At 68.3% G+C, this 23,041-nt stretch carries 24 protein-coding genes; 14 read left to right on the top strand and 10 right to left on the bottom strand.

The window, feature by feature from the left end; genetic code table 11:
• The first annotated feature begins 93 nt into the window (after positions 1–93).
• Complete coding sequence (locus C5C07_RS06860; RefSeq protein WP_004063616.1) at positions 94–690, top strand: DJ-1/PfpI family protein; 597 nt, start codon at positions 94–96, stop codon at positions 688–690.
• Positions 691–768: 78 nt separating this feature from the next.
• Positions 769–903 carry a hypothetical protein gene (locus C5C07_RS22100; RefSeq protein ID WP_004968055.1) on the top strand — a complete coding sequence of 45 codons (135 nt, stop codon included), beginning with the start codon at positions 769–771 and terminating at the stop codon, positions 901–903.
• 96 nt (positions 904–999) lie between these two features.
• Here C5C07_RS22100 and C5C07_RS06865 read toward each other — a convergent pair whose 3' ends face one another.
• Positions 1,000–1,398 carry an OsmC family protein gene (locus C5C07_RS06865; protein WP_004977258.1) on the bottom strand — a complete coding sequence of 133 codons (399 nt, stop codon included), beginning with the start codon at positions 1,396–1,398 and terminating at the stop codon, positions 1,000–1,002.
• Positions 1,399–1,501: 103 nt separating this feature from the next.
• Positions 1,502–2,218, bottom strand: a complete 717-nt coding sequence (locus C5C07_RS06870) for a metal-dependent hydrolase (protein WP_004977257.1) — start codon at positions 2,216–2,218, stop codon at positions 1,502–1,504.
• Positions 2,219–2,546: 328 nt separating this feature from the next.
• On the opposite strand from C5C07_RS06870, the gene C5C07_RS06875 reads away from it, so the two are divergent.
• The 11 genes from C5C07_RS06875 (at position 2,547) to tpiA (ending at position 11,784) form a co-directional block, all read left to right on the top strand.
• Positions 2,547–3,278 (top strand): fumarylacetoacetate hydrolase family protein, encoded by a 732-nt coding sequence (locus tag C5C07_RS06875; protein WP_115804776.1) that lies wholly within the window; start codon positions 2,547–2,549, stop codon positions 3,276–3,278.
• 63 nt (positions 3,279–3,341) lie between these two features.
• Positions 3,342–3,740 (top strand): DUF1648 domain-containing protein, encoded by a 399-nt coding sequence (locus C5C07_RS06880; RefSeq protein ID WP_082220685.1) that lies wholly within the window; start codon positions 3,342–3,344, stop codon positions 3,738–3,740.
• Between the two features lie 20 nt (positions 3,741–3,760).
• Entirely contained in the window at positions 3,761–4,381 is a 621-nt protein-coding gene (locus tag C5C07_RS06885; RefSeq protein WP_115804777.1) for a gluconate 2-dehydrogenase subunit 3 family protein, read from the top strand.
• Positions 4,374–5,954: a GMC family oxidoreductase gene (locus C5C07_RS06890; RefSeq protein WP_115804778.1), complete on the top strand. Its 1,581-nt coding sequence runs from the start codon at positions 4,374–4,376 to the stop codon at positions 5,952–5,954. The genes C5C07_RS06885 and C5C07_RS06890 overlap by 8 nt, the downstream gene beginning before the upstream one ends.
• A 57-nt stretch (positions 5,955–6,011) precedes the next feature.
• Entirely contained in the window at positions 6,012–7,097 is a 1,086-nt protein-coding gene (gene hisC, locus C5C07_RS06895) for a histidinol-phosphate transaminase (protein ID WP_115804779.1), read from the top strand.
• Entirely contained in the window at positions 7,094–7,603 is a 510-nt protein-coding gene (locus tag C5C07_RS06900) for an adenylate kinase family protein (protein WP_050458980.1), read from the top strand. The genes hisC and C5C07_RS06900 overlap by 4 nt, the downstream gene beginning before the upstream one ends.
• Positions 7,600–8,202 (top strand): CDP-alcohol phosphatidyltransferase family protein, encoded by a 603-nt coding sequence (locus tag C5C07_RS06905; RefSeq protein ID WP_004977249.1) that lies wholly within the window; start codon positions 7,600–7,602, stop codon positions 8,200–8,202. Before C5C07_RS06900 ends, C5C07_RS06905 begins: the two co-directional genes overlap by 4 nt.
• A 195-nt stretch (positions 8,203–8,397) precedes the next feature.
• Complete coding sequence (locus tag C5C07_RS06910; protein ID WP_115804780.1) at positions 8,398–9,813, top strand: ATP-binding protein; 1,416 nt, start codon at positions 8,398–8,400, stop codon at positions 9,811–9,813.
• Between the two features lie 54 nt (positions 9,814–9,867).
• A complete protein-coding gene (locus C5C07_RS06915) occupies positions 9,868–10,305 on the top strand; it encodes a hypothetical protein (protein ID WP_115804781.1) in 438 nt (145 codons plus the stop codon).
• A gap of 123 nt (positions 10,306–10,428) precedes the next feature.
• Entirely contained in the window at positions 10,429–10,950 is a 522-nt protein-coding gene (locus tag C5C07_RS06920; protein ID WP_081909201.1) for a multiprotein bridging factor aMBF1, read from the top strand.
• A 189-nt stretch (positions 10,951–11,139) separates the two neighbouring features.
• Positions 11,140–11,784, top strand: coding sequence for a triose-phosphate isomerase (tpiA, locus tag C5C07_RS06925; protein ID WP_004977244.1), 645 nt, complete (start codon positions 11,140–11,142; stop codon positions 11,782–11,784).
• A 45-nt stretch (positions 11,785–11,829) separates the two neighbouring features.
• Here tpiA and C5C07_RS06930 read toward each other — a convergent pair whose 3' ends face one another.
• The 6 genes from C5C07_RS06930 to aroC all read right to left on the bottom strand — a co-directional run bounded on the left by C5C07_RS06930 (position 11,830) and on the right by aroC (position 19,830).
• Positions 11,830–13,587 carry a helicase HerA domain-containing protein gene (locus C5C07_RS06930; RefSeq protein ID WP_115804782.1) on the bottom strand — a complete coding sequence of 586 codons (1,758 nt, stop codon included), beginning with the start codon at positions 13,585–13,587 and terminating at the stop codon, positions 11,830–11,832.
• A gap of 63 nt (positions 13,588–13,650) precedes the next feature.
• The gene (gene dinB / locus C5C07_RS06935) at positions 13,651–14,967 is read right to left on the bottom strand and encodes a DNA polymerase IV (protein WP_115804783.1); all 1,317 of its coding nucleotides are present in this window, start codon (positions 14,965–14,967) and stop codon (positions 13,651–13,653) included.
• A gap of 121 nt (positions 14,968–15,088) precedes the next feature.
• A complete protein-coding gene (lrpA1, locus tag C5C07_RS06940; RefSeq protein ID WP_004043634.1) occupies positions 15,089–15,517 on the bottom strand; it encodes an HTH-type transcriptional regulator LrpA1 in 429 nt (142 codons plus the stop codon).
• A gap of 118 nt (positions 15,518–15,635) precedes the next feature.
• Positions 15,636–16,574 (bottom strand): thiamine pyrophosphate-dependent enzyme, encoded by a 939-nt coding sequence (locus C5C07_RS06945; RefSeq protein WP_004977240.1) that lies wholly within the window; start codon positions 16,572–16,574, stop codon positions 15,636–15,638.
• Positions 16,575–16,577: 3 nt separating this feature from the next.
• Positions 16,578–18,473, bottom strand: a complete 1,896-nt coding sequence (locus tag C5C07_RS06950) for a 2-oxoacid:acceptor oxidoreductase subunit alpha (protein ID WP_049905225.1) — start codon at positions 18,471–18,473, stop codon at positions 16,578–16,580.
• A gap of 199 nt (positions 18,474–18,672) precedes the next feature.
• Positions 18,673–19,830: a chorismate synthase gene (gene aroC, locus C5C07_RS06955; protein ID WP_004977238.1), complete on the bottom strand. Its 1,158-nt coding sequence runs from the start codon at positions 19,828–19,830 to the stop codon at positions 18,673–18,675.
• A gap of 106 nt (positions 19,831–19,936) precedes the next feature.
• Between aroC and C5C07_RS06960 the strand changes: the two genes are divergently transcribed.
• Positions 19,937–20,455: a DUF6653 family protein gene (locus tag C5C07_RS06960; protein ID WP_004977237.1), complete on the top strand. Its 519-nt coding sequence runs from the start codon at positions 19,937–19,939 to the stop codon at positions 20,453–20,455.
• Here C5C07_RS06960 and C5C07_RS06965 read toward each other — a convergent pair.
• Together C5C07_RS06965 and aroA are read right to left on the bottom strand one after the other, a co-directional pair.
• Positions 20,444–21,685 carry an alkaline phosphatase family protein gene (locus C5C07_RS06965; protein WP_115804784.1) on the bottom strand — a complete coding sequence of 414 codons (1,242 nt, stop codon included), beginning with the start codon at positions 21,683–21,685 and terminating at the stop codon, positions 20,444–20,446. The genes C5C07_RS06960 and C5C07_RS06965 overlap by 12 nt on opposite strands.
• 63 nt (positions 21,686–21,748) lie before the next feature.
• Positions 21,749–23,041 carry a 3-phosphoshikimate 1-carboxyvinyltransferase gene (gene aroA, locus C5C07_RS06970; RefSeq protein WP_050459902.1) on the bottom strand — a complete coding sequence of 431 codons (1,293 nt, stop codon included), beginning with the start codon at positions 23,039–23,041 and terminating at the stop codon, positions 21,749–21,751.

The raw sequence follows: 23,041 nt of genomic DNA on the forward strand, positions 1-23,041 counted from the left end.
CTCGCGGCCAGACCCTGACTCCCGAGCCGCCGCTATTCCCACCTACACAATCATTATCGTTCTGACGCGACAACTACCGCGTGGGTGATGCCCATGTCCGGAAAGAAGATTCTGCTCCTCGCCGGCGACTTCGTCGAGGACTACGAGATTATGGTACCGTTCCAGGCGCTGCAGATGGTGGGTCACGAGGTCCACGCGGTGTGTCCCGAAAAGGAGGACGGCGACCGGTGTAAGACCGCCGTCCACGACTTCCGCGGCGACCAGACGTATCTGGAGACCCGCGGCCACGACTTCGCGCTGAACGCGACGTTCGCCGATATCGACCCCGCGGACTACGACGCGCTCGTCGTCCCCGGCGGGCGCGCCCCCGAGTACCTCCGCGGCTACGACGAGGTGCTCGACGCCGTCCGGCACTTCTTCGACGAGGGGAAGCCGGTCGCCGCAATCTGTCACGGGCCGCAGATTCTCGCCGCCGCGGGCGTCCTCGACGGCTACGAGATGACCGCCTACCCGGCCGTTCGCGCGGAAGTCGAGCGCGCGGGCTGTTCGTGGGTCGACGAGGTGACCGTCGACGGCAACCTCGTCACCGGGCAGGCGTGGCCGGACCACCCCGAGTGGTTGGCGGCGTTCCTCGACGTGCTCGGCACCGAAATCAGCCACGAACCGGCCGCCGCGGCCGCTGACGACTGATTGGCCGCGGCGCTCACGCGGTATCACGCGTGAGAATGTCTGACAAAGATTTTTATTAGGTGCGACGAAGGGAGTGGTATGGAAGAGCCGAACAGCCCATACTTCCGCGAACAGGTCGACGACGTCGTCGAATCGGACCCCCAAGACCGCGAGGTTATCATCGTGGAAGGCGAGGCTATGAGTCTTCGAAGCTATAAGAAGCGCCGCTACTGACCCGGCGGGGCGTCTCCGAACCCGCCGCGACACCCGCCGCTGGCGGCTTCGACTTCTGCGAAAAGAATGCGTATCGGCCCGAGCGGCGAGCGACGCTTAGAACGCGTCGCCGACGACGGTCACGTCGGCCTGCAGTTCGCCGCGGAGCGCGTCGTGGACGTGGCAGATGTCCTCGGCGAGTTCCGTGATTTCGGCGAACTCGTCGTCCGCGAGGTCGGACTCCACGTAGACGTCGAAGCTGATGCGCTCGAGGTCGTCGCCGTCGTCGAGGTCGGCGTCGGCGTCGATCTGGACCTTACCGAGGTCGTCGAAGCCCGTCTTCTGACCACCGACGCGGAACGCGGGGAGGAAACAGGAGGCGTACGTCGCGACGAGCGCGGCGTTCGGGTTCGGGCCCGTCTCGTCGGTCGCGTCGATCTGGAGGTCGAAGTCGCCGACCTGGCTCGTGCATGCGAAACCTTCTTCGCTGACAGTAGAGGTCTGGATGTCGGACATTCGTTCCGAGGAAAGGAGCGACCGACCCTAAAAGTTCCTCAATAGGACAACGGTGTGCACAAGCGACGACCCGAGACGGGCCGTCGCCGAGCGAGGCGCGGGGTTATTCGAGCGTGAACGACTCGTCGCCGTCGAGGGCGTGGACCTCGGCCTGACTGCCGGCGGCCTTCACCTCGCGCTCGAAGTCGCGCACGTCGATTTCGATGGCCGGGAACGTGTTGTAGTGCATCGGGAAGACGTGGTCGACGCCGAGCCAATCGGCGGCGACAGCGCCCTGCCACGGGCCCATCGTGTAGTGGTCGCCGACCGGGAGCGCGGCCGCGTCGGGTTCGAAGTACGCGCCGAAAATCTCGCGCATGTCGGTCATGAGTCCCGTGTCGCCGGCGTGGTAGAACGTCGTCGAGTCGGCGTCGGTCTCCTGTGTCGGCAGCGTATCGCTAATCATGTAGCCGCCGGGCATCCCGGCCTCGTGCTCGTAGCCGGTGTTGATGCCGTTGGTGTGGTCGGCCCGGACCATCGTGACGAACGCGTCGCCGAGTTCGACCGTCCCGCCGATGTTCATACCGATAGTGTCGTCGACGCCCATCTCGGCTTCGACGTAGCCGGTGAGTTCGGGCGTGCCCACGACCGTCGCGCCGTCGAACTCGCCTGCGTGGGCGATGTGGTCCGCGTGCCCGTGGGTGAGAAGCACGTAGTCCGGCGTCTCCACGTCGCTCGGGTCGAGAGACGTGGCGGGGTTGTCGAAGAACGGGTCGATGAGAAGCGAGGTGTCTCCGACCGTGACGTACCACGTCGAGTGACCGTGCCAGGTGAGTTCCATAGCACCCGAACGTTACACGCGAAATACACAAAAAGCTATTCGCAGGGGGCGGTGTGACCGCTTTTCGGCGGGCGCGCTCGTCGGGGATTCGTAGCGACGTTCCGGGAGTTCGTGGCGACGTTCGAGGAGCCGGCCCCGCCGCTCTCGTCTCGAATCCGACAGCAGAATCGGCCGCCCGAGTCCACTCGAACGAACTGTCCGGGACGGCCGATACACGCCCGTCACCCCACGGCCACAAAAGGGATGAGAATCGTGCAAGAATGTCCCACGTCACCGAGCGACTCGCGCGATGTAAAAGCCTATCACGCCCCCCGCCGACGCGTGGGGCATGCATCACGTCCGATTCCGCGACCCCGCGGGCGCGGTTCGAACCGGCGAGTGGCACGGCGATTCGGTCTCCTTCGGCGGCGAGCGCTACGACCTCGACGAGGTCGACGTGCTTCCCCCGTGCGAGCCGTCGAAAATCGTCTGTATCGGCCGCAACTACGCCAAGCACGCCGAGGAGCGCGACGAGGAGGTCCCCGACCGGCCGCTCCTGTTCCTCAAGCCGCCGAACGCGGTCGCCGGCCACGGCGACACCGTGACGCTCCCCGCGGGCAAGGAGAACGTCGAACACGAGGCCGAACTCGCCGTCGTCATCGGCGAGCAGTGCCGAAACGTCGCGCCCGAGGACGCCGAGGCGGTCATCGCGGGCTACACCGTCATGAACGACGTGTCCAACCGCGACGACCAGGATATCGAGACGAACTGGGTCCGCGGGAAGGCGTTCGACGGCTCCGCGCCCCTCGGGCCGGCCCTCGCCGACCCCGACCACCTCCCCGATGACGCGAGCATCTCGCTTCGCGTGAACGGCGAGACGCGGCAGGACTCCAGCATCGAACACCTCATCTTCTCGATTCCCGACCTCGTCGCCGAAATCACGTCCTACATGACGCTCGAACCCGGCGACGTCATCTCGACCGGCACGCCCGAGGGCGTCGGCCCGCTGGAAGACGGCGACCGCGTCGAGGTCGAAGTCGAGGGCGTCGGCGTCCTCGAACACCGCGTCAGACAGGACTGACCCCGACCGACGGTCCGTTTTTTCATCGTCGAGCCACGACCCGACCGTATGCGTGTTCCCCGGTTGACACTCGTCGGCGTCGCGATGCTCGCGCTCAGCGCCGTCGCGGGCGTCGCGCTCCTTCCCGTACTCCCCTCCTCGGTCGCGGTTCACTTCGGAACCGGCGGCGAGGCCGACTCGTTCGTCGCCGCCCCGCTCGGCGTGCTTCTCATCCCAGTCGTCGGCGTCGGCGCGCTCGTCGTCACCCGACTCGCCGGAGCGACGGGACGCGGAACCAGCGTTCCGCCCGTCTTCGATACGATACTGGCGACGTTCCTCGCGTACGTGCAGGCGCTCGTCCTCGCGTACAATCTCGGTGCGCGGTTCGATATGCTCGTCGCGGTCGTCCCCGTCGTCGTCACGTTCGGCGTCGTCGCCGTCGTCCTCGACCGCGTGGGACGAGAGGACAAACCCTATAATTAGGCTGGCCTAATTCCCGCCGAATGCGACTGACTCGACGGGACGCGCTGGCCGTGCTCGCCGGTCTCGGCGTCACCGGCGGGGCCGTGTCGCTGACGCAGTTCGACCCGCCGACCGCCGATTCGACCGGCAACGAAGGCGGGTCGACCGGTACGGGGGGAGCGGACGCCGGCAGCGACGACACCCCACCGGCCGCGGTGCGCGAGACGATGGTCGCCGCCGCCGAGGCGGTCTACCCGAGCGCGGCCGAGGGCGTCTCGGAGTTCGTCGAGGCCTACGTCGTCGGGCGCGCGCGAGACGACTCGCGTCGGGCCGCGATGGTCGACGCCGCGACCGAGTTGGACGACGTCGCCCGCGACTGGGAGGGCGCGGCCTTCGCCGACCTCCCCGCGGCCGACCGCGACCGCCTGCTCCGCGAACTCGGCGTCGACGCGGCCGACCCGATTCCGGACGGCACGCTCTCCGAGCGCCTCCGGTTTCACGTCGTGAACGAACTGCTCTACGCGTTCTACGCCTCGCCGACCGGCGGCCGCCTCGTCGGCATCGAGAACCCCATCGGCCACCCCGGCGGGGCCGAGAGCTACCGGCGGGCGACGATAGACGAGACCGAAACGGCCGACTCCGGGGGCGAGACCGGTGGATAGGACCCCCGTCGCCGACGCCGACGTGTGTATCGTCGGTGCCGGGCCCGCCGGCGGTCTCGTGGCCCATCGGCTCGCCGAGTCGGGCGCGACGGTCGTCGTCCTCGAAGCCGGGCCGCGGTTCGACGGCGACAGGCGGGAGCAACTGGAACAGCACATCCGCCCCGGCCTCGACGGCCCGTGGGAGATGGGCGGCCCGCGGGACGCGTTTTCCTCCACCGGCGAGTCGTTCTACCCGCTGAACGCCGCCCGCGTGAAGGGCGTCGGCGGGTCGACGCTCCACTGGCAGGGGATGGTGATGCGCCTCCACGAGCGCGACTTCGAACTCGACACCAGACACGGCGTCGGGGTCGACTGGCCCGTCGGCTACGACGACCTCCGGCCGTACTACGCCGCCGCGGAGCGCGAGTTCGGCGTCGCGGGCGCGGCCGACAACCCCTACGCGCCGCCGCGGGACGAGCCCTATCCGCTTCCGGCCTTCCGGCCGTCGCACTCGGACTCCATCTTCGCCGAGGCCTGCGAGCGCCTCGGCATCGACATGCACTCGGTGGGCAACGCCCGCAACTCCGAACCCTACGACGACCGGTCGCCCTGCGTCGGCTACGGGACGTGCAAGCCGGTGTGTCCCTCCGGCGCGAAGTACACCGCCGAGTCCCACGTCGAGAAGGCGGAGGCCGCGGGGGCGCGAGTCATCGACCGGGCGCGGGTCCGGCGACTCGAACACGACGAGGCGGGCGAGCGCGTCGTCGCCGCCGCCTACACGACCCCCGACGGCGAGACCCACAGACAGGAGGCGACACAGTTCGTCCTCGCCTGCGGCGGCGTCGAGAACGTCAGACTGCTGTTGCTGTCCGACTCCGACCGCTACCCCGACGGCCTCGCCAACTCCTCGGGCGCGGTCGGTCGGTACTTCATGGACCACCTGTTCGCCGGGATGGGCGGCCGCCTCGACCGACCCACGCGCCAGAACCACGTCGGCTTCAACACCAGCGAGTGCCACCAGTTCTACGACGACGCCGACCCGGTCAACGGCCTCAAACTGGAGTTTCTCAACTACGCCGGCCCGTCGCCGGTCATCGACGCCCTCCACGCCGACACGTGGGGAGACGACCTGCTCGACCAGTTGGACGAGAGCTACGGCACGCACGTGTCCATGGGCGCGCTGGTCGAACAGCTCCCCCGCGAGGACAACTACGTCGGCCTCGACCGGGAGACGACCGACGACCTCGGCGACCCCGTCCCCGAGATACACTGGTCCGTCGACGAACAGACTGACGCCGCGCTCTCGCGGGCCAACGAGATTCAGGCGCGCGTGCTGGACGAACTCGGCGTCGAGGACCGCTGGACGGTCGGCCCCGACGAGACCGGCCCCGCGTACCACCACATGGGGACGACGCGGATGGGCGACGACCCCGAATCGAGCGTCGTCGACGCCGAGTGTCGCACGCACGACCTCGGCAACCTCTGGATTTCGGGGTCGAGCGTCTTCCCGACCGGCGGGGCGATGAACCCGACGCTCACCATCGCGGCGCTCTCGCTTCGGCTCGCCGAGTCGCTTCGGGCCGAACTCGAATGAGGACCTCACCGTCCCGGAGTACGCACGCTTAAGAACCGCGACCCGCATTTTCCGACCATGCAACCACGGGACCTCTCCGAACACGCTCCCTACGTACCCGGCCGCGGGACAGAGGAGGTCGCCCGCGAACTCGGGATGGACCCCGAGGACCTGACGAAACTCTCCTCGAACGAGAACCCCCACGGCCCGAGTCCGAAGGCGGTCGCCGCCATCGAGGACGCCGCGCCGACCGTGAGCGTCTACCCGAAGACGGCCCACACGGACCTGACCGAGCGCCTCGCCGACAAGTGGGGCCTCGAATCCGAACAGGTGTGGGTGTCGCCCGGCGCAGACGGCTCTATCGACTACCTGACGCGCGCGATGCTCGAACCCGACGGCCGGATTCTCGAACCGTCGCCCGGCTTCTCGTACTACTCGATGAGCGCCCGGTACCACCACGGCGACGCCGTCCAGTACGAGGTGTCGAAGGGCGACGACTTCGAGCAGACCGCCGACCTCGTCCTCGACGCCTACGACGGCGAGCGCATGGTCTACCTCACGACGCCGCACAACCCGACGGGCTCCGTGCTCCCGCGGGAGGAACTCGTCGAACTCGCCGAGTCCGTCGAGGACCACACGCTCCTCGTCGTCGACGAGGCCTACGGCGAGTTCGCCGACGTGCCCTCGGCCATCGACCTGCTCTCGGAGTACGACAACGTCGCGGTCCTGCGGACGTTCTCGAAGGCGTACGGGCTGGCCGGCCTCCGCATCGGCTACGCCTGCGTGCCCGAGGCGTGGGCCGACGCTTACGCCCGCGTGAACACGCCGTTCGCCGCCAGCGAGGTCGCCTGCCGCGCCGCGCTCGCCGCGCTCGACGACGAGGAACACGTCGAGAAGTCCGTCGAGTCGGCCCGGTGGTCCCGCGAGTACCTCCGCGAACAGCTCGACGCGCCGACGTGGGAAAGCGAGGGCAACTTCGTCCTCGTCGAGGTCGGCGACGCGACCGCCGTCACCGAGGCCGCCCAACGCGAGGGCGTCATCGTCCGCGACTGCGGGAGCTTCGGCCTGCCTGAGTGCATCCGCGTCTCCTGCGGCACCGAAGCACAGACGGAGCGCGCCGTGGACGTGCTCAACCGAATCGTCTCGGAGGTGCCGCCGGCGTGAGAGTCGTCGTCACCGGCACCCCCGGCACCGGCAAGACCACCGCCACCGAGCGCGTCGCCGACGACCTCGACCTCGACGTGGTCCACCTCAACCGACTCGTGAAGGACGAGGGCCTCTGGAGCGAACGCGACGAGGAGCGCGACACGCTCGTCGTCGACCTCGACGCCGCCCGCGACCACCTCGGGGACTGGGACGGGCTCGTCGAGAGCCACCTCGCACACCACTTCGAGGCCGACCGCGTGGTCGTGCTTCGGTGTCGCCCCGACATCCTCGAACAGCGGCTCCTCGACCGCGGCGAGTCCGAGGCCAAGGCCCGCGAGAACCGCGAATCGGAGGCGTTGGACGTGATTCTCGGCGAGGCCGTCGAGTTCCACGGCGAGGACTCGGTGTACGAGATAGACACGACCGACCGCGACCCAGACGCCGTCGCCGACGACATCGCGTCGGTCGTCGCGGGCGAGCGAGAACCCTCGGCGGGGACCGTCGACTTCATCGACTACCTATGACGCTCGACCAGTACCGCGACACCGCCGACAAGCTGCTCGCCCCGTTCGTCTCGGTCGCCGACGCCGCCGGCCTCTCGCCGAACGGCGTGAGCGTCGTCGCCTTCGGGTTCGCCGTCGCCGCCGGCGTCGCCTTCGGCCTCGCCGACCCGCTTTGGTACGGCCTCGGCGCGGTGTTCGTCTTCTGTAACGGCTGGCTCGACCTCGTCGACGGCGCGCTCGCCCGCGAGCAGGGCGTCTCCTCGAAGGCCGGCGACCTGCTGGACCACGTCCTCGACCGCTACGCCGACATCGTCGTCCTCGTCGGCCTCGCCGCCGGTATCGACTCGTTCGCGCTGGGTCTCGCCGCCGTCACGGGCGTCCTGATGACCTCCTACCTCGGCACGCAGATTCAGGCGGTCGGGCTCGGCCGCGCCTACGGCGGTCTCGTCGGGCGCGCCGACCGACTGGCGCTCATGGGCCTCGTCGGCCTCGCGTCCGCCGTCTACACCGGCACGCTCGGCGGGTTCACGCTCGTCGGCTGGCTGCTCGTCTTCTTCGCCGTCGTCGGCCATCTCACCGCCGTCCAGCGCTTCTGGGGCGCGTGGAGCGACCTGAGGTAACCCGACCGACTGCCCGAGGATGTTGCCCGCTACCGCGGATTTATATGTTTCAGATTATCACCAGAGAACGAATCGAATGAGACACAACCGCGCAACACACACTCACATACTCGCGCAATTTCGCCACCGGGCCCCACGATATCTGTTTTCTCGAACCGAGAGTGAGCGCCCTCGGTGCTCGGCCCTCGTCGAGTGATGTTCGTCCTCGACGCGGCGGGCGTCGTCGTCCACGCGGGAGAGGGATTCGCGGCACACCTCGGGACGGACACCGAGGCGCTCCGCGGGCGACCGTTTTCGGACCTCCTCGCCGACGGGGACTGGCCGGAGGTTCGCGAGGCCGCGGACGCCGTGCGAGCGGCGAGCGGGTGGGAGAGTCGTCGGTGCCGCTGCCGGCTCTCGGGAGTCGGCGGCGGGGCGACCGGAGCCGTCGGGGTCGAAATCGAGTTCGCCCCGTACCCCGGCGGGGAAGTCGGCAGTGGCGGAGCCGGTGACGGAAGCGGAGACGCCGACAGCGTCGCCACGGGCGCGGGCCGGGTCGTCGGCGCGGTCTGTCGCGAACTGCCGGAGCCGGCGGCCGCGCGACTACACACGGAGCGCGACCGGTTCGACCACCTGTTCGACCTCGTCGACGACGCGGTCATCGAGTTCGAAATCGTCGGCGTCGAACCGATTATCCGGTCGGTCAATCCGGGGTTCGAGGCCGTCTTCGGCTACGACGCGGCCGAGGTACGCGGCGAGTCGCTCAACGACTTCATCGTCCCGCCGAACGCCGACGACGAGGCGGTCGACTTCGACCAGCGGACCGCCGACGGCAAGGCCAACCACGCCATCGTCACCCGCCAGACCGCGTGGGGGAGACGGGAGTTCCTCTATCGCGGCATCCCCTACAGCCGCGGCGACGGGAGGCGGTACGGGTTTTCCATCTATTCGGACATCACCGGTCAGCGCCGCGCCAGAGAGCACCTACAGGTGCTCCAGCGCGTCCTCCGGCACAACCTCCGAAACGAGATGAACGTCGTCCTCGGCATGGCGGAAGAGATACGCGAGGCGACGGCGGACCCGCGCGTCGACCACGCGGCCGCGCGAATCGCCCAGCACACCGAAACCCTCCTTCGGGTCAGCGAGAAGGCTCGGACCGCCGCCGCCGTCCTCGACGACCAACGACCCGACGAGGTGGTCGACGCGACCGCGACGGTCCGCGCGGTCGTCGAGTCGCGGCGAACCCGATACCCCGCGGCGACGTTCGACCTCGACCTCCCCCCGTCGCTCCCGGTCTCCGTCGGGCCGAAACTCGCGCAGGCGCTCGCCAACGTCGTGGAGAACGCGCTGGAACACACCCCCGAGGACGTGACGGTCCGCATCGAGGCGGCGGCGTGCGAGAACGACGCGACCCTCCGCATCAGCGACGACGGCGACGGTATCCCCGAAATCGAGTGGGCCGCCGTCTTCGGCGACGAGGACATCACGCAACTCAGCCACGGTTCGGGGCTGGGGCTGTGGGTCGTCAAGTGGGTTGTCGAGTCCGCGGGCGGCCGAGTCGACTACGACCGAAGCGACGGGTGGAGCACCGTCCAACTGGCGCTTCCGCTGGCGGACGAGGCGCGGTGCTGACTGTCCCGGAACCCCGCCAAAACTACTATGAGGTGACACGAACGACGACGATTCGTGCCCCCCATCGTTCCGTCGCCCGCGGAGGCGACGCTGTTCTTCGTCCCGGTCGTCGTCCTCGTCGCCACGTCGCTTTGGGTCTCGCAGAACGCCGCCGCCCGCGGCCACGGGTTCCCGAACCTCCTCGGGGCGCTCGTCGCCTTCGTTCCGGTCGGACTGGTCGCGTACCTTTTGTTTTTCGTCAGCGGGTCGTCGAGGCGGCGACCGGCGTCGAGGACCGAACGCGCCGCGCTCGCCGTGATGCTCGCCGGTGTCGCCTCGTACGTCGCCGGCGCGTTCACGCTCCCGCCCGACCCGTTCACGCAGGGGCGCTGGCTCATCGTCGCGTTCGTCGCGCTCCTGCCGGTCTCGTACGTCGTCGTCTATCGGCGAGGCCACCGCGTCGTCACGCGACCCGTCCGTCGCCAGATTCGAGCGCGCATCGGGCGCGAGTGACGCGGACGGTCGCGTTTCGGTCGCGTTTCGGTCGCGTTTCGGTCGCGTCAGTTGCGCCTCGGTCGCGTCGGGTTAGTGGCCGGTGGCGTGCCTTTTATACGCGGCGGGCGGGTACGTGAGTGTATGCCTCAGTGCGAGATGTGCGGCTCCGACCAAGCCTCTCTGAAGACTGTGAAGGTCGAAGGCGCAGAACTGCAGCTGTGTGACGACTGCGCCGAGTTCGGCACGGAGGTCCGCACCGAGTCGACTTCCAGCGCGAGCACGAAGTACTCCACCTCCTCCTCGTCGGGCTCGAACTCCTCTCGCTCCTCGGGGTCGTCTTCCTCCTCGTCGTCGAAGCGGCGTCGCCGCGACATGTTCGACGACATGGACGAAATCGCGACCGACTACGACGACCGCATCCGGCAGGCGCGGGAGTCCCGCGGAATGAGCCAAGAGGAACTCGCCCAGTCGCTCAACGAGAAGGCGAGCCTCATCCGCAAGCTCGAACGCGGCGACATCATGCCGCCGGACTCCGTCCGGAAGAAAATCGAGCGCAAGCTCGACATCTCGCTGGTCGAAGGCGAGAGCGACGACGACTCCGAGTGGTCCGGCGGCGGCTCCACGACGACCACCCTCGGCGACGTGGTCAAGCGCAAAGACTGACGCGACCCCGCCCCAGCGACTGCCGCCGACGCCGACACCGCCGATGCCGGTGCCGACGGCCCGTCCCGGGAACCGCGCGGCCGAATCCCCCGTTCCGTTTATCACGATTTTCCGCCCGCGAGACGCCGTCTCGTGGCAATCGCGGCCCCGAAAACCAATTTATTAGTCTCGCCGGACGCGACTTCGACTGTGTTCATCCTAGTCAACCTCAAGGCGTACCCGTGTGACCCGATCGAAGTCGCCACCGCCGCGCGCGACGTGGCCGAGGAGTCCGGCGTCCGCATCGCCGTCTCCCCGCAGGCGGCCGACATCTCCCGCGTCGCCGACACCGGCGTCGAGACGTGGGCCCAGCACGTCGACCCGAACGGCCACGGCAGCCACACCGGCAGCACCCTCGCCGAGGCCGTCGCCGAGGCCGGCGCGGTCGGCACGCTCATCAACCACTCCGAAAAGCGCCTGAAGCTCGCCGACATCGACGGCTCCGTCCAGGCCGCCGAGCGAGCGGACCTCGAAACCTGCGTCTGCGCCAACAACCCCGCCCAAATCGGCGCGGTCTCCGCGCTCGGCCCCGACTCGGTCGCCGTCGAGCCGCCGGAACTCATCGGCGGCGACGTCTCCGTCGCGACCGCCGACCCCGGCATCGTCACCGACGCCGTCGACGCCGCGGCCAACGTGGACGACGACGTCGATGTCTACTGCGGCGCGGGCATCTCGACCGGCGACGACGTGGTGACCGCCGAGGAACTCGGCGCGTCCGGCATCCTGCTCGCCTCCGGCGTCGCCAAGGCCGACGACCCGCGCGCGGCGCTCGAAGACCTCGTCTCCGGACTGTAAGCGCGTCAAAACTCTCCTTCCGACCGACGGCCCGCGTCTCGACGTCTACTCGCCGTCGGCTTCTTCTTCGACGAACGACGCCTCGATAGCCGCGACCGTCTCCCGGAGTTCGTCGTCGCCCAAGAGGTCCGCGTACTCGTCGCTCACGAGGTCCGGCAGCGCGTACTCGTACTTCCCGCGGCCGGCGTGGCGGATGAAGCCCGCCCGGCGGAGCGACCGGTTCCGGCCGTAGGCGAGGTGCTGGTCGCCGGTCTCGCCCGCGGCGACGTGGGCGGCGAGCGGGTCGGAGATGCCGCGTTCCCGGTAGTGCGCGAGCATTCCGTGGTGGACGTCTCCCAGCGCGTTCACGATGGCCGTCATGCGGTCGACCACGTCGCGGCGGCTCTCCGCGCCCGGCGCGGGGTGGAGTTCCGCCGGCTCGAAGTCGCCCATCTCGGCGGCCGCCATCCACGACTCGTCGTCGGCCGGTGCGGCCGCAGCGCCCGCGTCGCCCGCGCCGTCGACCTCCGCCTCGTCGCTCTCGGAGAGCAGTCCGTGCGTCGGCCACGGCGGCCCGGACGGCGCTTCGAGCGGTCGTCGGGGCGGTGTATCGCCGGCGTTCTCGGTCCCGTCGCCGCCCTCAGCGGCGGCGTCGGCCGCCGCGTTCGCCACGTCGCCGTCGGTGGCCTCGTTGTACTCGCCGAGCGCGGCCTGCTTTTCGGTGGGGCGGTTGAGGTTACGGCCGTCGCCGCCGCGGTAGGGCGCTTCTGCCTTCTGGAACATCGCCTGCGCGAACTGGTCGGCCATCCGCGAGAGGTCTCGCGCCTCCTCCAACTCGCGTTCGAGCTGTCGAATCTTCGCGTCCTTCTTGTCTATCTCCTGTCTGAGGTCGGCGATGCGGCTCTCCTGTCTGGCCTTCTCGTCGGAGATCTCCTTGAGGTCGGAGACGAGGTCGCCGTCGACGGACTTCAGGTCCGGACGCTCGAAGTCGTCGAGGCCCGGCGTCGCGCCCGCGTCGAACGTCTGTTTCTTGTGGAACTGCACGCGTCGAATCGACTCGGACCAGTCGGTGACGAGGAAGCCCTCGCCGTTGCCCATGTCCTCGATGGCGTCGGCGTACTCCGACCCGAGGATGCGCCCGACGACCTTGGTGTCGTTGCGCCACGTGAGGCGGTGCCAGACGAGCCAGTCGCACTGGGTGATGAAGTCCTTTTTCACGTCGGCGGGGCGCTGGGAGATGCCGACGACCCCGAGGCCGTGTTTGCGACCGCGCTTTCCGATTTTGATGAGCATCTTGCCCGCCTCGTCCATCCCGCCCTTCTCGGGGATGTACTCGTGGCACTCCTCGATGAGCATCAAAAACGGCTTCTTGAGCTTCTTCTCCTTCGCGAAGAGGTGTTTCGCGACCTCAGTCACCAGTTCGTCGGAGGCCGCGTCGTCGAGGTAGCCGGACACGTCGAGGATGATGGGAACGTTCTGTTCGAGCGCGAGCGTGGCGAGTCGCTCCGCGTGCTCGGGGCTCACCTGGATGTCGCACTCCTCGTCGGCCCCGGCGTGGAGCAGTTCGAACTCCTGTTTGAGGCCGTAGTACTCGCCGTCCGTGTCGACGATGAGCACCGGGAAGTTGGCCGAAAGCAGGTTCTCGATGATGACCGACGCCGTGTTCGACTTGCCCGACCCGGACTTGCCGGTGACGAACCCCCGACCGGTGAGGATGTCGACCACCGGCAGGTCGACCGTCGTCCCCGGCTCTTCGACTCCCTCTCCCCCTGGACCGTCGCTGATCTCGGCGACCGAGATGGTTTCCGTGTCCGAATCCGTCATCCGGTTTGGTGGACTCCCTCGGAGGCCATAGTTCCTCCCCCTCGCCCCGTCGGTCCCGCGGCGTCAGTCGAACTCGACGAGCGACGACTGGCCCTCGTGCGAGCGGGTTCCACCGCCGGCGTTCGGGGGCTCGTCGTCGCTGGTATCGTCGCTGGCGCCGTCGCCGACGCGGTCGTCTGAGATGTCGTCGCCGCCGGCCCCGGCCGACTCCCAACCGTCGAGGCTCGACTGGTCCGCGTCCGCGAACGAGAGCTTCGAGACGCGGACGCCGAGCTTTCGGACGGTCGTCTCTTCGAACTCGGCGTCGAGTAAGTCGAGCGCGACCGACTCGACGAGTTCCGGGTCGTCCACGGGCCCGGAAAGCGACGTCGCCCGCGTGTTGATGTCGAACGGCGGGACGACCACCTTGATGCCGATGGTCCGGTACATCGCCCCGCGGGAGTTCGCGCGGTCGGCCACGTCGGCCGCGAGGGCGCGGACGACCTCCCGCTTGTCCCCGATGTCGTCGGTCGGCTCGGTGAACGCAGACTCCCGCGAGAGGCTCTTGGGCCGGCCCGTCGGCGTGACCGTCCGGTCGTCGTAGCCGCGGGCCCGCTCGTGGAGTTCGCGGCCGCGGGAGCCGAACTCGGCTTCGAGGACCGAGGCGTCGGCCTCGGCGAGGTCGCCCGCCGTCTCGATGCCGAGCGAGCCGAGCTTTCGGGCCGTCACGGGGCCGACGCCGTGGACCTCCTCGACAGGGATGGGTGCGAGAAAGGACCGCACCTCGCCGGGGCGGACGACGACCAGCCCGTCGGGCTTGTCGAAGTCGGAGGCGATTTTCGCGGTCGACATGTTCGGCGCGACGCCGATGGAGGCCGCGACGCCGACCTCGCGGGCGATGCGCTGTTTCACGTAGCGGGCGAAGCCCTCCGCCAGCGTCCGGTCGCCCGAGGCAGCGAGGTCCCACGCGGTCCGGTCGGTCACGTCGAGGTAGGCCTCGTCGATGCTCACCTCGCGAACCACGTCGGCGCAGTCGTGGAGAATCGCCTTCACGTCGGCGGCGACCTCCTTGTAGAACTCGAGGTCGACGGTGCGGTAGTGGCCCGCCGCCGCGGGGTCGCCGTCGGGGCCGAGACCCTCGATTCGCGGGAGGCGTTCGAGCGCGGTCGAAATCGGCTGGGCGCTCTCGACGCCGAACTCGCGGGCCTCGTAGCTCGCCGTGGCGACCGCGCCGTGGCCCTCGCCGGGTTCGTAGCCCATGCCGACCACCACCGGCTCGCCTTCGAGCTCGGGCTCGCGCAGGCGCTCGCAGGCGGCGTAAAAACAGTCCATGTCGACGTGAAGGACGATGCTGTCGGGGCCGTCGTCGGCGGTCGTGCCCGGCAGCGTCTCCTCCGCCATGGTCGAGGGGACGGGCGCGACGTACCTGAAGCTTCAGATAGCGCGGCGAAAGTAAAGCGACGGGGAAGGACGCGGCGGGTCGGTCGCGGCGGGTCGGTCGCGGCGGACGAAATCGGTCGCGTTACTTCAGTCGCTCCTGCAGGAACGAGGGGTGTGCGGCCGTGACGCCGTCGATAGACAGAATCTCGTCGGAGATGACGTCGCCGAGGGAGTCGCCGTCGACGGCGCGGACCTCGGCCATCAGCATGTGGTCACCGGAGGACGTGTACAGCGCCTCCACCGAGTCGAGTTCCTTGAGGATGCGCGTGACCTCGACGTAGCGCTCGCTGGTCGCGTCGATGCCGACCATGGCGATAGACTGCCCGGCGAGTTTCTTCGGGTCGATGTCGGCCGAGTAACCGATGATGACGCCGTCGTCCTCGAGTTTTCGGATGTACTTCCGAACCGTCGGCTTCGACACGTCCGCCCTGTCTGCGATCTGGGCATACGACGCCTTCGCGTCTTCCTCCAAGACCGCGAGGATGCGTCCTTCCGTGGACGTGGTTTCCATGCCCGTTGGTTTTCCGACGGGAGAAAAATATCTTGCGAATCCGAAAAGGGTTCTCGGTCACATCGAACCGGCGCGGCCGCCGGCCGTGAACCGAGCGCCGACTACCGCGTCGTCGGCGTTACTTGTGCTTGTCGAGGAAGTTGTCGAACGTCCGCTCCCACTCGTAGGAGTCGTCGAAGTAGCGCTCCGCGAGCGGCTCTTCGGGCATCTCGCCGATGCGCTGTTTCTCCTGCTGGTAGGACGGGCGGTCTTCGTCGACGTAGTACCGGCCGGTGAGGACGGTGCCCTCGTGGAGGGCGTTCTCCGTCTCGAACATCATCTCCGAGGCCTCCGAGCGGTTCGTGTTGTCGAACTCGTAGTCTTCGGAGTCGTTGATGTCGATGTACGGGACGTACTGACGGGCGTCCTTGTTCCACGTCGGACACTGCGTGAGGAAGTCGACGTGGGAGAAGCCGTCGTGCTGGATGGCTTCCACGATGATGTCCTTCGCCTGGTTCGGGTTGACGGCGGCCGTCCGCGCGACGTACGACGCCCCGGCGTTCAGGGACATCGAGAGCGGGCGGAGCGGCGTCTTAGCCGAGCCGTGGGGCTGGGTCTTCGACTTGTGACCCATCGGCGACGTGGGCGAGGTCTGGCCCTTCGTGAGGCCGAAGATCTCGTTGTTGAACACGATGTAGGTGATGTCGTGGTTCTCACGAGCGGTGTGCATGAAGTGGTTGCCACCGATGCCGTAGCCGTCGCCGTCGCCGCCGGCGGCGACCACGGTCAGACCGGGGTTCGCCAGCTTCGCGGCGCGGGCGATGGGCAGCGAGCGGCCGTGGATGGTGTGGAACCCGTAGCTGTTGAAGTAGCTGTTGAGCTTGCCGGAACAGCCGATACCGGTCGTCACCATCATCTCGTCGGGCGAGAGGCCGAGTTCGGCCGCCGCGCCCTTGAGCGCCTTGAGGACACCGAAGTCACCGCAGCCCGGACACCACGTCGGCTGGGGTTCGAGTCCGGGGGTGAACTCGTTTTGGTCCTGCTCCGTTTCTTCACCGATTGCGCTGAATGCACTCATGATTTATTCACCCACCTTGGGGACGAACTTCGTGCGGTTGTCTGGGAGCTCCTCGCCTTCGAGGAGCGCCGTCTCGAAGCCCTCGACGATGTCGGCGGGCTCGAACGGGTTGCCGTTGTACTTGAGGAGGCTCGACATCTGGTCGCCGTAGCCGCCGAGTTCCTTGGAGATGAGTCCGCGGAACTGGGCGGAGGCGGTCATCTCGACGACGAGCGCCTCGTCGACGCTGTCGAGGAAGTCCGCGACCTGCTGTTTCGGGAACGGCATCATCTCGGAGACGCCGAGGACCTTGACCGAGTGGCCCTTCTCGTTGAGAACGTCGGCGGCCTCTTCGACGGTGCCCTGCTGGCTGCCGAAGGTGATGAGGCCGAGGTCGGCGTCTTCGTCGCCGTAGACCGTGTTGAACTCGCCGTCGGCGTCGAGTTCGGCGCGGATGTTGTCGACCTTCTGCATGCGGCGGTTCATCTGCGCGACGCGGTTCTCGGGGGACTCCGAGATGTGACCCGCGGGCATGTGCTCGTTACCCGTGGCGAGGTAGCGACCGCCCTTCTGGCCCGGCAGCGAACGCGGCGAGACGCCGTTTTCGGTGTCGTGCTGGAAGCGCTGGTACTTGCCGGAGTCGTCGTGCGGCGCGTCTTCGAGTTCCGCTTCCGTCAGGACCGAACCGAGGTCGGCGTTCGGCTCCTCGTCGAAGACCGACGCCGGGACGTTCGAGAGTTCGCCCCCGAGCTTCTGGTCGTAGAGGACGATGGACGGAATCTGGTACTCGTAGGCGATCTGGAACGCCTTGCGCGTCTGGTAGTACGCCTCGGCGGCGGTCCCGGGCGCGAAGACGATGCGGTGGGAGTCGCCCTGCGAGGTGTACAGGACGTGTTCGAGGTCGGACTGCTCGGGCTTCGTCGGCATGCCCGTCGAGGGACCGGCGCGCATGGCCTCGACGAGGACGAGCGGCGTCTCGGTAATCTCCGCGAGACCGAGCGGCTCGGACATGAGCGAGAAGCCGCCACCGGAGGACCCGGACATCGCCTTGACGCCCGCGTGGGAGGCACCGATTGCCAGCGCGGCCGCGGCGATCTCGTCCTCCACCTGCTCGGAGATGCCGCCGAGTTCGGGGAGGTTCTGGGTCATGATGGTGAAGACTTCCGTCCACGGGGTCATCGGGTAGCCCGCGATGAAGCGGCAGCCTTCGTCGATGGCACCGTACGCGATGGCGTCGGAGCCGGAGAGAAGCACCTGCTCTTCGTCGTGTTCGCCGGTCGGCGCGGACACGTCGGGAGCCTCGACGTCGTACTCCTCTTGGACCATCTCGTAGGCGTCGTCGAAGACGGTCAGGTTCGGTTCGAGAATCTTGTCCGGCATCGCGTCCGACATCAGGCTCTTGATGACGTCGGGTTCGATGTCGGCGATGGCGCACGTGACGGCGACACCGGCGGTGTTGCGCATGACCTCGCGACCGTGTTCGCGGGCGATGGTGCGCAGGTCGATGTCGTAGACGTGCCAGTTGTTCTCCTCGACGCGCTCGTCGAAGTCCTCGATCTCGGAGGCGTCGAGCAGACCGGAGTCGTAGACGATGACGCCGCCTTCGTTGAGTTCGTCGAGGTTCTCCGAGAGCGGCTTGATCTCCTCGTTGCCGTAGTAGGCACCTTCGCTCGGGTTGCGGGCGAAGGAGTCACCGAGCGCGAGGAGGAAGTTGTACCCGTCGCCGCGAGACTTGACGGGGTCTGCGCTCACGCGCACTTCGGTGTACGTGTGGCCACCGCGGATGCGCGATGGATAGTGGCGATGCGTGAAAACGTGTAGCCCCGCTCGCATCAGGGCTTTGGCGAAGTTCTGGCTCGTCGAGGCGATACCGTCACCGGAACCCCCTGCGATCCGCCAGATAAGTTCGTGGTCAGTCATATGTTGAGCTCACGGCCCCGCTGGGGCGCTACCTGAAAAGTTGGGGAGGGTCCGATTAAAGACTTTGCTATGGATTAACAAGGAAAGATAATGAAGGACTTAATATTGTTAAACTGACTCACCCTCCCACCGTCAAAAGTGGACGAACGGGCTGTCACGCCCGCCGAATAGAGTGAACGATAACGCGGAATCGGATTCGCTACTCGTTGTCCGGACTGGACGGGTGGTACGGCGTGTCGTACTCGCCGGCCTGCCCGTCGAGGCGGTCGGGGTTGATGCGTCCGCCGAGGAGCATGAAGTCGAGGATGGTCACGTAGAGCATCGCCTCGACGACCGGGACGCCGCGGGGCGGGAGGACGGGGTCGTGCCGGCCGACGACCTGAATCTCCTTTTCCTCGCCGGTCTCCCAGTCCACGGTCCGTTGCTTCTTCGGGATGGACGTGGGCGCGTGGAGCGTCAGTTCGCCGTACACCGGTTCGCCGGTCGTGATGCCGCCCTGGATGCCGCCGTGTTTGTTGCCGACCGGACGGGGGTCGCCCTCCTCGTCGAACTCCCAGTTCTCGTTGCGGTCGTGGCCGGTCCACTCGCGGGCCTCGCGGCCGAGACCGAACTCGAACGCCGTCGTCGCCGGCACCGACATGAGCGCCTGCCCGAGTCGGGCCGAGAAGGAGTCGAACCGCGGCGCGCCGAGGCCGCGAGGGACGCCCTGCGCCTCGAAGTATATCGAGCCGCCGATGGAGTCGCCTTCCTTCTGGTACTCCTCGATGAGTTCCTGCATCTCCGCCGCGGTCTCGGGGTGCGCACAGCGCACGTCGTTTTCCTCCGTGTGCTCGCGCAGGTCGTCGAAGGAGACCTCCGGCGCTTCCACGTCGCCGATCTGGTTCACGTGCGCCTTCACCTCGATGTCGTAGTCGCTCTGCTCGATGACCTGCTTGGCCACCGCGCCGGCGGCGACCCAGTTCACCGTCTCGCGCGCGGACGAGCGCCCGCCGCCGCCCCAGTTGCGCGTGCCGAACTTCGCCGAGTACGTGAAGTCGCCGTGGGAGGGCCGCGGCGCGGTCACGTAGGGCTCGTACTTGCCCGAGCGGGCGTCCTTGTTCTGGACGACCATCCCGATGGGCGTGCCCGTCGTGTAGCCGTCCTGCACGCCGGAGTTGACGACGACGGCGTCCGGTTCGCCGCGGCTCGTCGTAATCATCGACTGGCCCGGCTTCCGTCGGTCCAGTTCGTGCTGCACGTCTTCGACCGAGAGCTCCACGCCGGCGGGACAGCCGGACACGGTGACGCCCATCGCGTCGCCGTGGCTCTCGCCGTAGGTGGTCATCCGAAAGAGACGACCGAATTCGTTGCCGTTCATTACCCGACCCTCGGGTGGCCGCCCATTTAGTGTTTGTAGAAAGGCGCAATCGTGGGCGGTGGTTCGGCGACCCCACGTTCATGGTCGACGACGACGAATCCGCCGTATGGAACCGACGCCCCCCACCGGCCCCGCCGCCTCCGACTCCGACCCCGACTCCGACGCCCCGTCCGGACTCCGCGGCCGCTTCGAAGCGACGTTCTGGGAGCGCCACGCCAACCCGTGGAGCGCCGGCACGCGAATCCTCGTCTATCCGGTGTTGATGTACGCCGTCTACCGACGGGACCGCCGGCTCTTTCTCGCCGCCGTCGCCTTCACCGCGATTAACCCGGTGTTGTTCCCGCGGCCCGCGCGCACGGACAACTACCTCAGCCGAATCGTCCTCGCCGAGCGCGAGTGGCTCGACGCCGAGCGCGGGACGATGGGCCTCGACTACCCGAACGTGCTCAACGTCCTCAACGTCCCGGTCACGCTCTACGCCTTCGTCTCGGCGATTCGGCGCAGACCGGTCGGCACGCTCCTCGGTACGCTCGGCGTGATGGTTCTCAAGCTCTGGTGGGTCGACGCCGTCGTGAGAGAGACGGGCGTGACGGGCCGCGGACCCGACCCCGACTCACCGGAGTGAGTCCAGCGTCGCCGTGGCGAACGGAATCAGCATCTCGTCGGGGTGGAGTCCGCCGTGCATGCCGACGAAGCCGAGGTTCCCCGGCTCCTCGTCGCCGTACCAGACGCCGAGGTCGCGGTGGACGACCACGAGGTCGCCGAGTCGTCGCTCGAACGTCGGCGAGGGAGCGGGGCCGAACAGTTCCCGCTCCAGCACCTCGCGCTTCCGGAACACCCGCGCGTCCAACTCGGTCGTGAGCAGGTCGGAGACCGGTTCGATTCGGTCGTCTCGCAGGTGGAGGTGGACGTTTCGCGGACTCCCCGAGAACCGAATCGGCGTCCCGTCCGTGAGCGTCCGCAGGTCGGAGACGAGGTCGAACGGCGTCTCCGAGAGGTCGGGGTTGCGCTCGGGGTCGGTGTCGACGAGGCCGTGGTCGGCGGTGAGACAGACGAGCGTCTCGCCCGCGTCGTCTTCGTCGGTCGCTTCCGCGAGCGTCGCTATCGCGTTCTCCACGCGGGCGAAGGTCTCTGCGGCCGTCTCGCGGTACGCCTCGGAGTCGACGCCCTCGGCGTGCGCCACCGCGTCGGTCTGCGGGAGGTACGCGAAGACGTACGACGGGTCCGCGGCCGACTCGGCCGCCTCCGCGAAGGCGTCCGAGAACGTCGAGAGGTCCTCCGGGTCGTAGGTGTGCGCGACCGTCTCCTCGGACGGGAACGGCGTGACGTGGTGCGTCTCGACGCCCGCGGCGGCGAGGTCGGGATAGACGCTCTCGCAGTCGGCCACGTCGGCGCGGTCGATTCGCTCCGGCTGGGTGCCGTCCTTCCGGAGGAAGGGCAGCGCCTCGAACATCTCGTCGGCGTCGGGGTCGTAGACGTTCCAGCCGACGACGCCGTGTTCCGACGGCAACGCCCCCGAGTGGAACGTGTTCATCGCGGCGGCCGTCTCCGAGGGGAAGACCGTGGTGAGCGGGGTGACGCGACCCGCGCGCTCGAACTCGCGGAGGAAGGAGATTCGGTCGCGCTCGCCGTCCCACTGGGCGAGGCCGAAGCCGTCGACGAGGAAGACGACCACCCGCGACACGTCGTCGTAGTCCGCGGTCGCTTCGGCGGGGAGCCGCGGCCCGGCGTCCGCGCCGAGAAGGTCGGCGACGGTCCCCGGAATCCGCGAGAAACACCAGTCGTCGTAGGCCGGCAGGAGATAGTCGCCGTCCGACTGTCGCTCGCGGAGCGCCTGCGCGTCGGCGTCGAACATACACGGTCGGCGTCCGGGCGGGCGAAAAAGGTACCGTCCGGAAGTTGAACCGAATGCGTCCGCTCAGTTCTCGGTCACGTCGGCGCCGAGGTCGGACATCGCCTCGAAGAAGTTCGGGAACGACACGTCGACGTGCTCGCTGCCCGCAATCGTCGTCTCGCCGTCCGCGACGAGGCCGGCGACCGCGAGCGACATGACGATGCGGTGGTCGCCGCGACCGTCGACCGCCGCGCCGACGAGGTCGGTCTCGCCGCCGTGTACCGTGAGCCTGTCTTGTTGTTCGGTGACGTTCGCGCCCATCTTCGCGAGTTCCTCGGCCATCGCGCTCACGCGGTCGGTCTCCTTGAACCGGACGTGCTCGCAGTTCTCGATGACCGTGTCGCCGTCGGCGATAGCCCCGAGGACCGCGATGGTCGGGAGCAGGTCCGGCGTGTCGCCCACGTCCACGGTCGTGCCGGTCAGGTCGGCCGCGGAGACGGTCAGTTCGCCCGCGTCCTCGTCCCAGTCGACCGTCGCGCCCATGTCGCGGACGATGTCGACGATGGCGCTGTCGCCCTGTGCGGACGGGCGCGCGCCCTCGATGACCACGTCTTCGCCCGCAGCGCCCGCGACCGCGCCGGCCGCGAGCAGGTAGGAGATAGACGAGAAGTCGCCGGGGACGCTGTACGCGCCGCCCTCGGGGGCGTACGACTGGCCGCCGGGGACCGAAAAGCCGTCGTCGGTCCGGGTCGCTTCCACGCCGAAGTCGGCGAGGAGTTCGAGCGTGATATCGACGTACGGCGAGGACTTGAGCTCGGTCGTGAGTTCGACGTCGATGCCCTCCTCCGTGACCGCGCCGGCCATGAGGAGCGCGGTGATGAACTGCGAGGACACGTCGCCGGGAATCTCGACGGTGCCGCCGGTCATGCCGTCGCCGACGACGAGCGGGGCCTGCCCGTTCCGGCGCGTGCTCTCGGCGCGGCCGTCGAGGTCGAAGACGGCGTCGAGGAGCGGGCCGTGGGGCCGCGAGCGGAGCGAAGCGTCGCCCGTGAGGACCGTCAGCCCCTCGCCGAGGGCCGCACAACCGGTGACGAGGCGCATCGTCGTCCCCGAGTTCTCGCAGTTGACCACGTCGTCGGGCGTGCCCGGACGGCCGCCGAAGCCGGCGACCTCGACCGTCTGTCCGTCGCGGTCGACCGACCCGCCGAAGGCCTCGACCGCGCGCATGGTCGCCTTGGTGTCGGCGCTGACGAGCGCGTCGCGGACGACTGCCTCGTCGCTGTAGCCCGCGGCGAGGACGGCTCTGTGGGTGTAACTCTTCGACGGCGGCGCTCGGGTGCGTCCGGCGACCCGAGACGGGGAGACGTGCGCGTCCAT

The organism is Haloferax sp. Atlit-4N, from assembly GCF_003383025.1.
Lineage (GTDB): Archaea > Halobacteriota > Halobacteria > Halobacteriales > Haloferacaceae > Haloferax > Haloferax gibbonsii.

What these genes read in the sequence shown, in the direction of transcription:
- C5C07_RS06865 (WP_004977258.1), bottom strand. Translation starts at nt 1,398, where the DNA reads ATGTCCGACATCCAGACCTCTACTGTCAGCGAAGAAGGTTTCGCATGC.
- aroC (WP_004977238.1), bottom strand. Translation starts at nt 19,830, where the DNA reads ATGAACGGCAACGAATTCGGTCGTCTCTTTCGGATGACCACCTACGGC.
- lrpA1 (WP_004043634.1), bottom strand. Translation starts at nt 15,517, where the DNA reads ATGGAAACCACGTCCACGGAAGGACGCATCCTCGCGGTCTTGGAGGAA.
- C5C07_RS06910 (WP_115804780.1), top strand. Translation starts at nt 8,398, where the DNA reads ATGTTCGTCCTCGACGCGGCGGGCGTCGTCGTCCACGCGGGAGAGGGA.
- C5C07_RS06860 (WP_004063616.1), top strand. Translation starts at nt 94, where the DNA reads ATGTCCGGAAAGAAGATTCTGCTCCTCGCCGGCGACTTCGTCGAGGAC.
- aroA (WP_050459902.1), bottom strand. Translation starts at nt 23,041, where the DNA reads ATGGACGCGCACGTCTCCCCGTCTCGGGTCGCCGGACGCACCCGAGCG.
- C5C07_RS06950 (WP_049905225.1), bottom strand. Translation starts at nt 18,473, where the DNA reads ATGACTGACCACGAACTTATCTGGCGGATCGCAGGGGGTTCCGGTGAC.
- C5C07_RS06920 (WP_081909201.1), top strand. Translation starts at nt 10,429, where the DNA reads ATGCCTCAGTGCGAGATGTGCGGCTCCGACCAAGCCTCTCTGAAGACT.
- hisC (WP_115804779.1), top strand. Translation starts at nt 6,012, where the DNA reads ATGCAACCACGGGACCTCTCCGAACACGCTCCCTACGTACCCGGCCGC.
- C5C07_RS06965 (WP_115804784.1), bottom strand. Translation starts at nt 21,685, where the DNA reads ATGTTCGACGCCGACGCGCAGGCGCTCCGCGAGCGACAGTCGGACGGC.
- C5C07_RS06885 (WP_115804777.1), top strand. Translation starts at nt 3,761, where the DNA reads ATGCGACTGACTCGACGGGACGCGCTGGCCGTGCTCGCCGGTCTCGGC.
- dinB (WP_115804783.1), bottom strand. Translation starts at nt 14,967, where the DNA reads ATGGCGGAGGAGACGCTGCCGGGCACGACCGCCGACGACGGCCCCGAC.
- C5C07_RS06870 (WP_004977257.1), bottom strand. Translation starts at nt 2,218, where the DNA reads ATGGAACTCACCTGGCACGGTCACTCGACGTGGTACGTCACGGTCGGA.
- C5C07_RS06905 (WP_004977249.1), top strand. Translation starts at nt 7,600, where the DNA reads ATGACGCTCGACCAGTACCGCGACACCGCCGACAAGCTGCTCGCCCCG.
- C5C07_RS06945 (WP_004977240.1), bottom strand. Translation starts at nt 16,574, where the DNA reads ATGAGTGCATTCAGCGCAATCGGTGAAGAAACGGAGCAGGACCAAAAC.
- C5C07_RS06960 (WP_004977237.1), top strand. Translation starts at nt 19,937, where the DNA reads ATGGAACCGACGCCCCCCACCGGCCCCGCCGCCTCCGACTCCGACCCC.
- C5C07_RS06930 (WP_115804782.1), bottom strand. Translation starts at nt 13,587, where the DNA reads ATGACGGATTCGGACACGGAAACCATCTCGGTCGCCGAGATCAGCGAC.
- C5C07_RS22100 (WP_004968055.1), top strand. Translation starts at nt 769, where the DNA reads ATGGAAGAGCCGAACAGCCCATACTTCCGCGAACAGGTCGACGACGTC.
- C5C07_RS06875 (WP_115804776.1), top strand. Translation starts at nt 2,547, where the DNA reads ATGCATCACGTCCGATTCCGCGACCCCGCGGGCGCGGTTCGAACCGGC.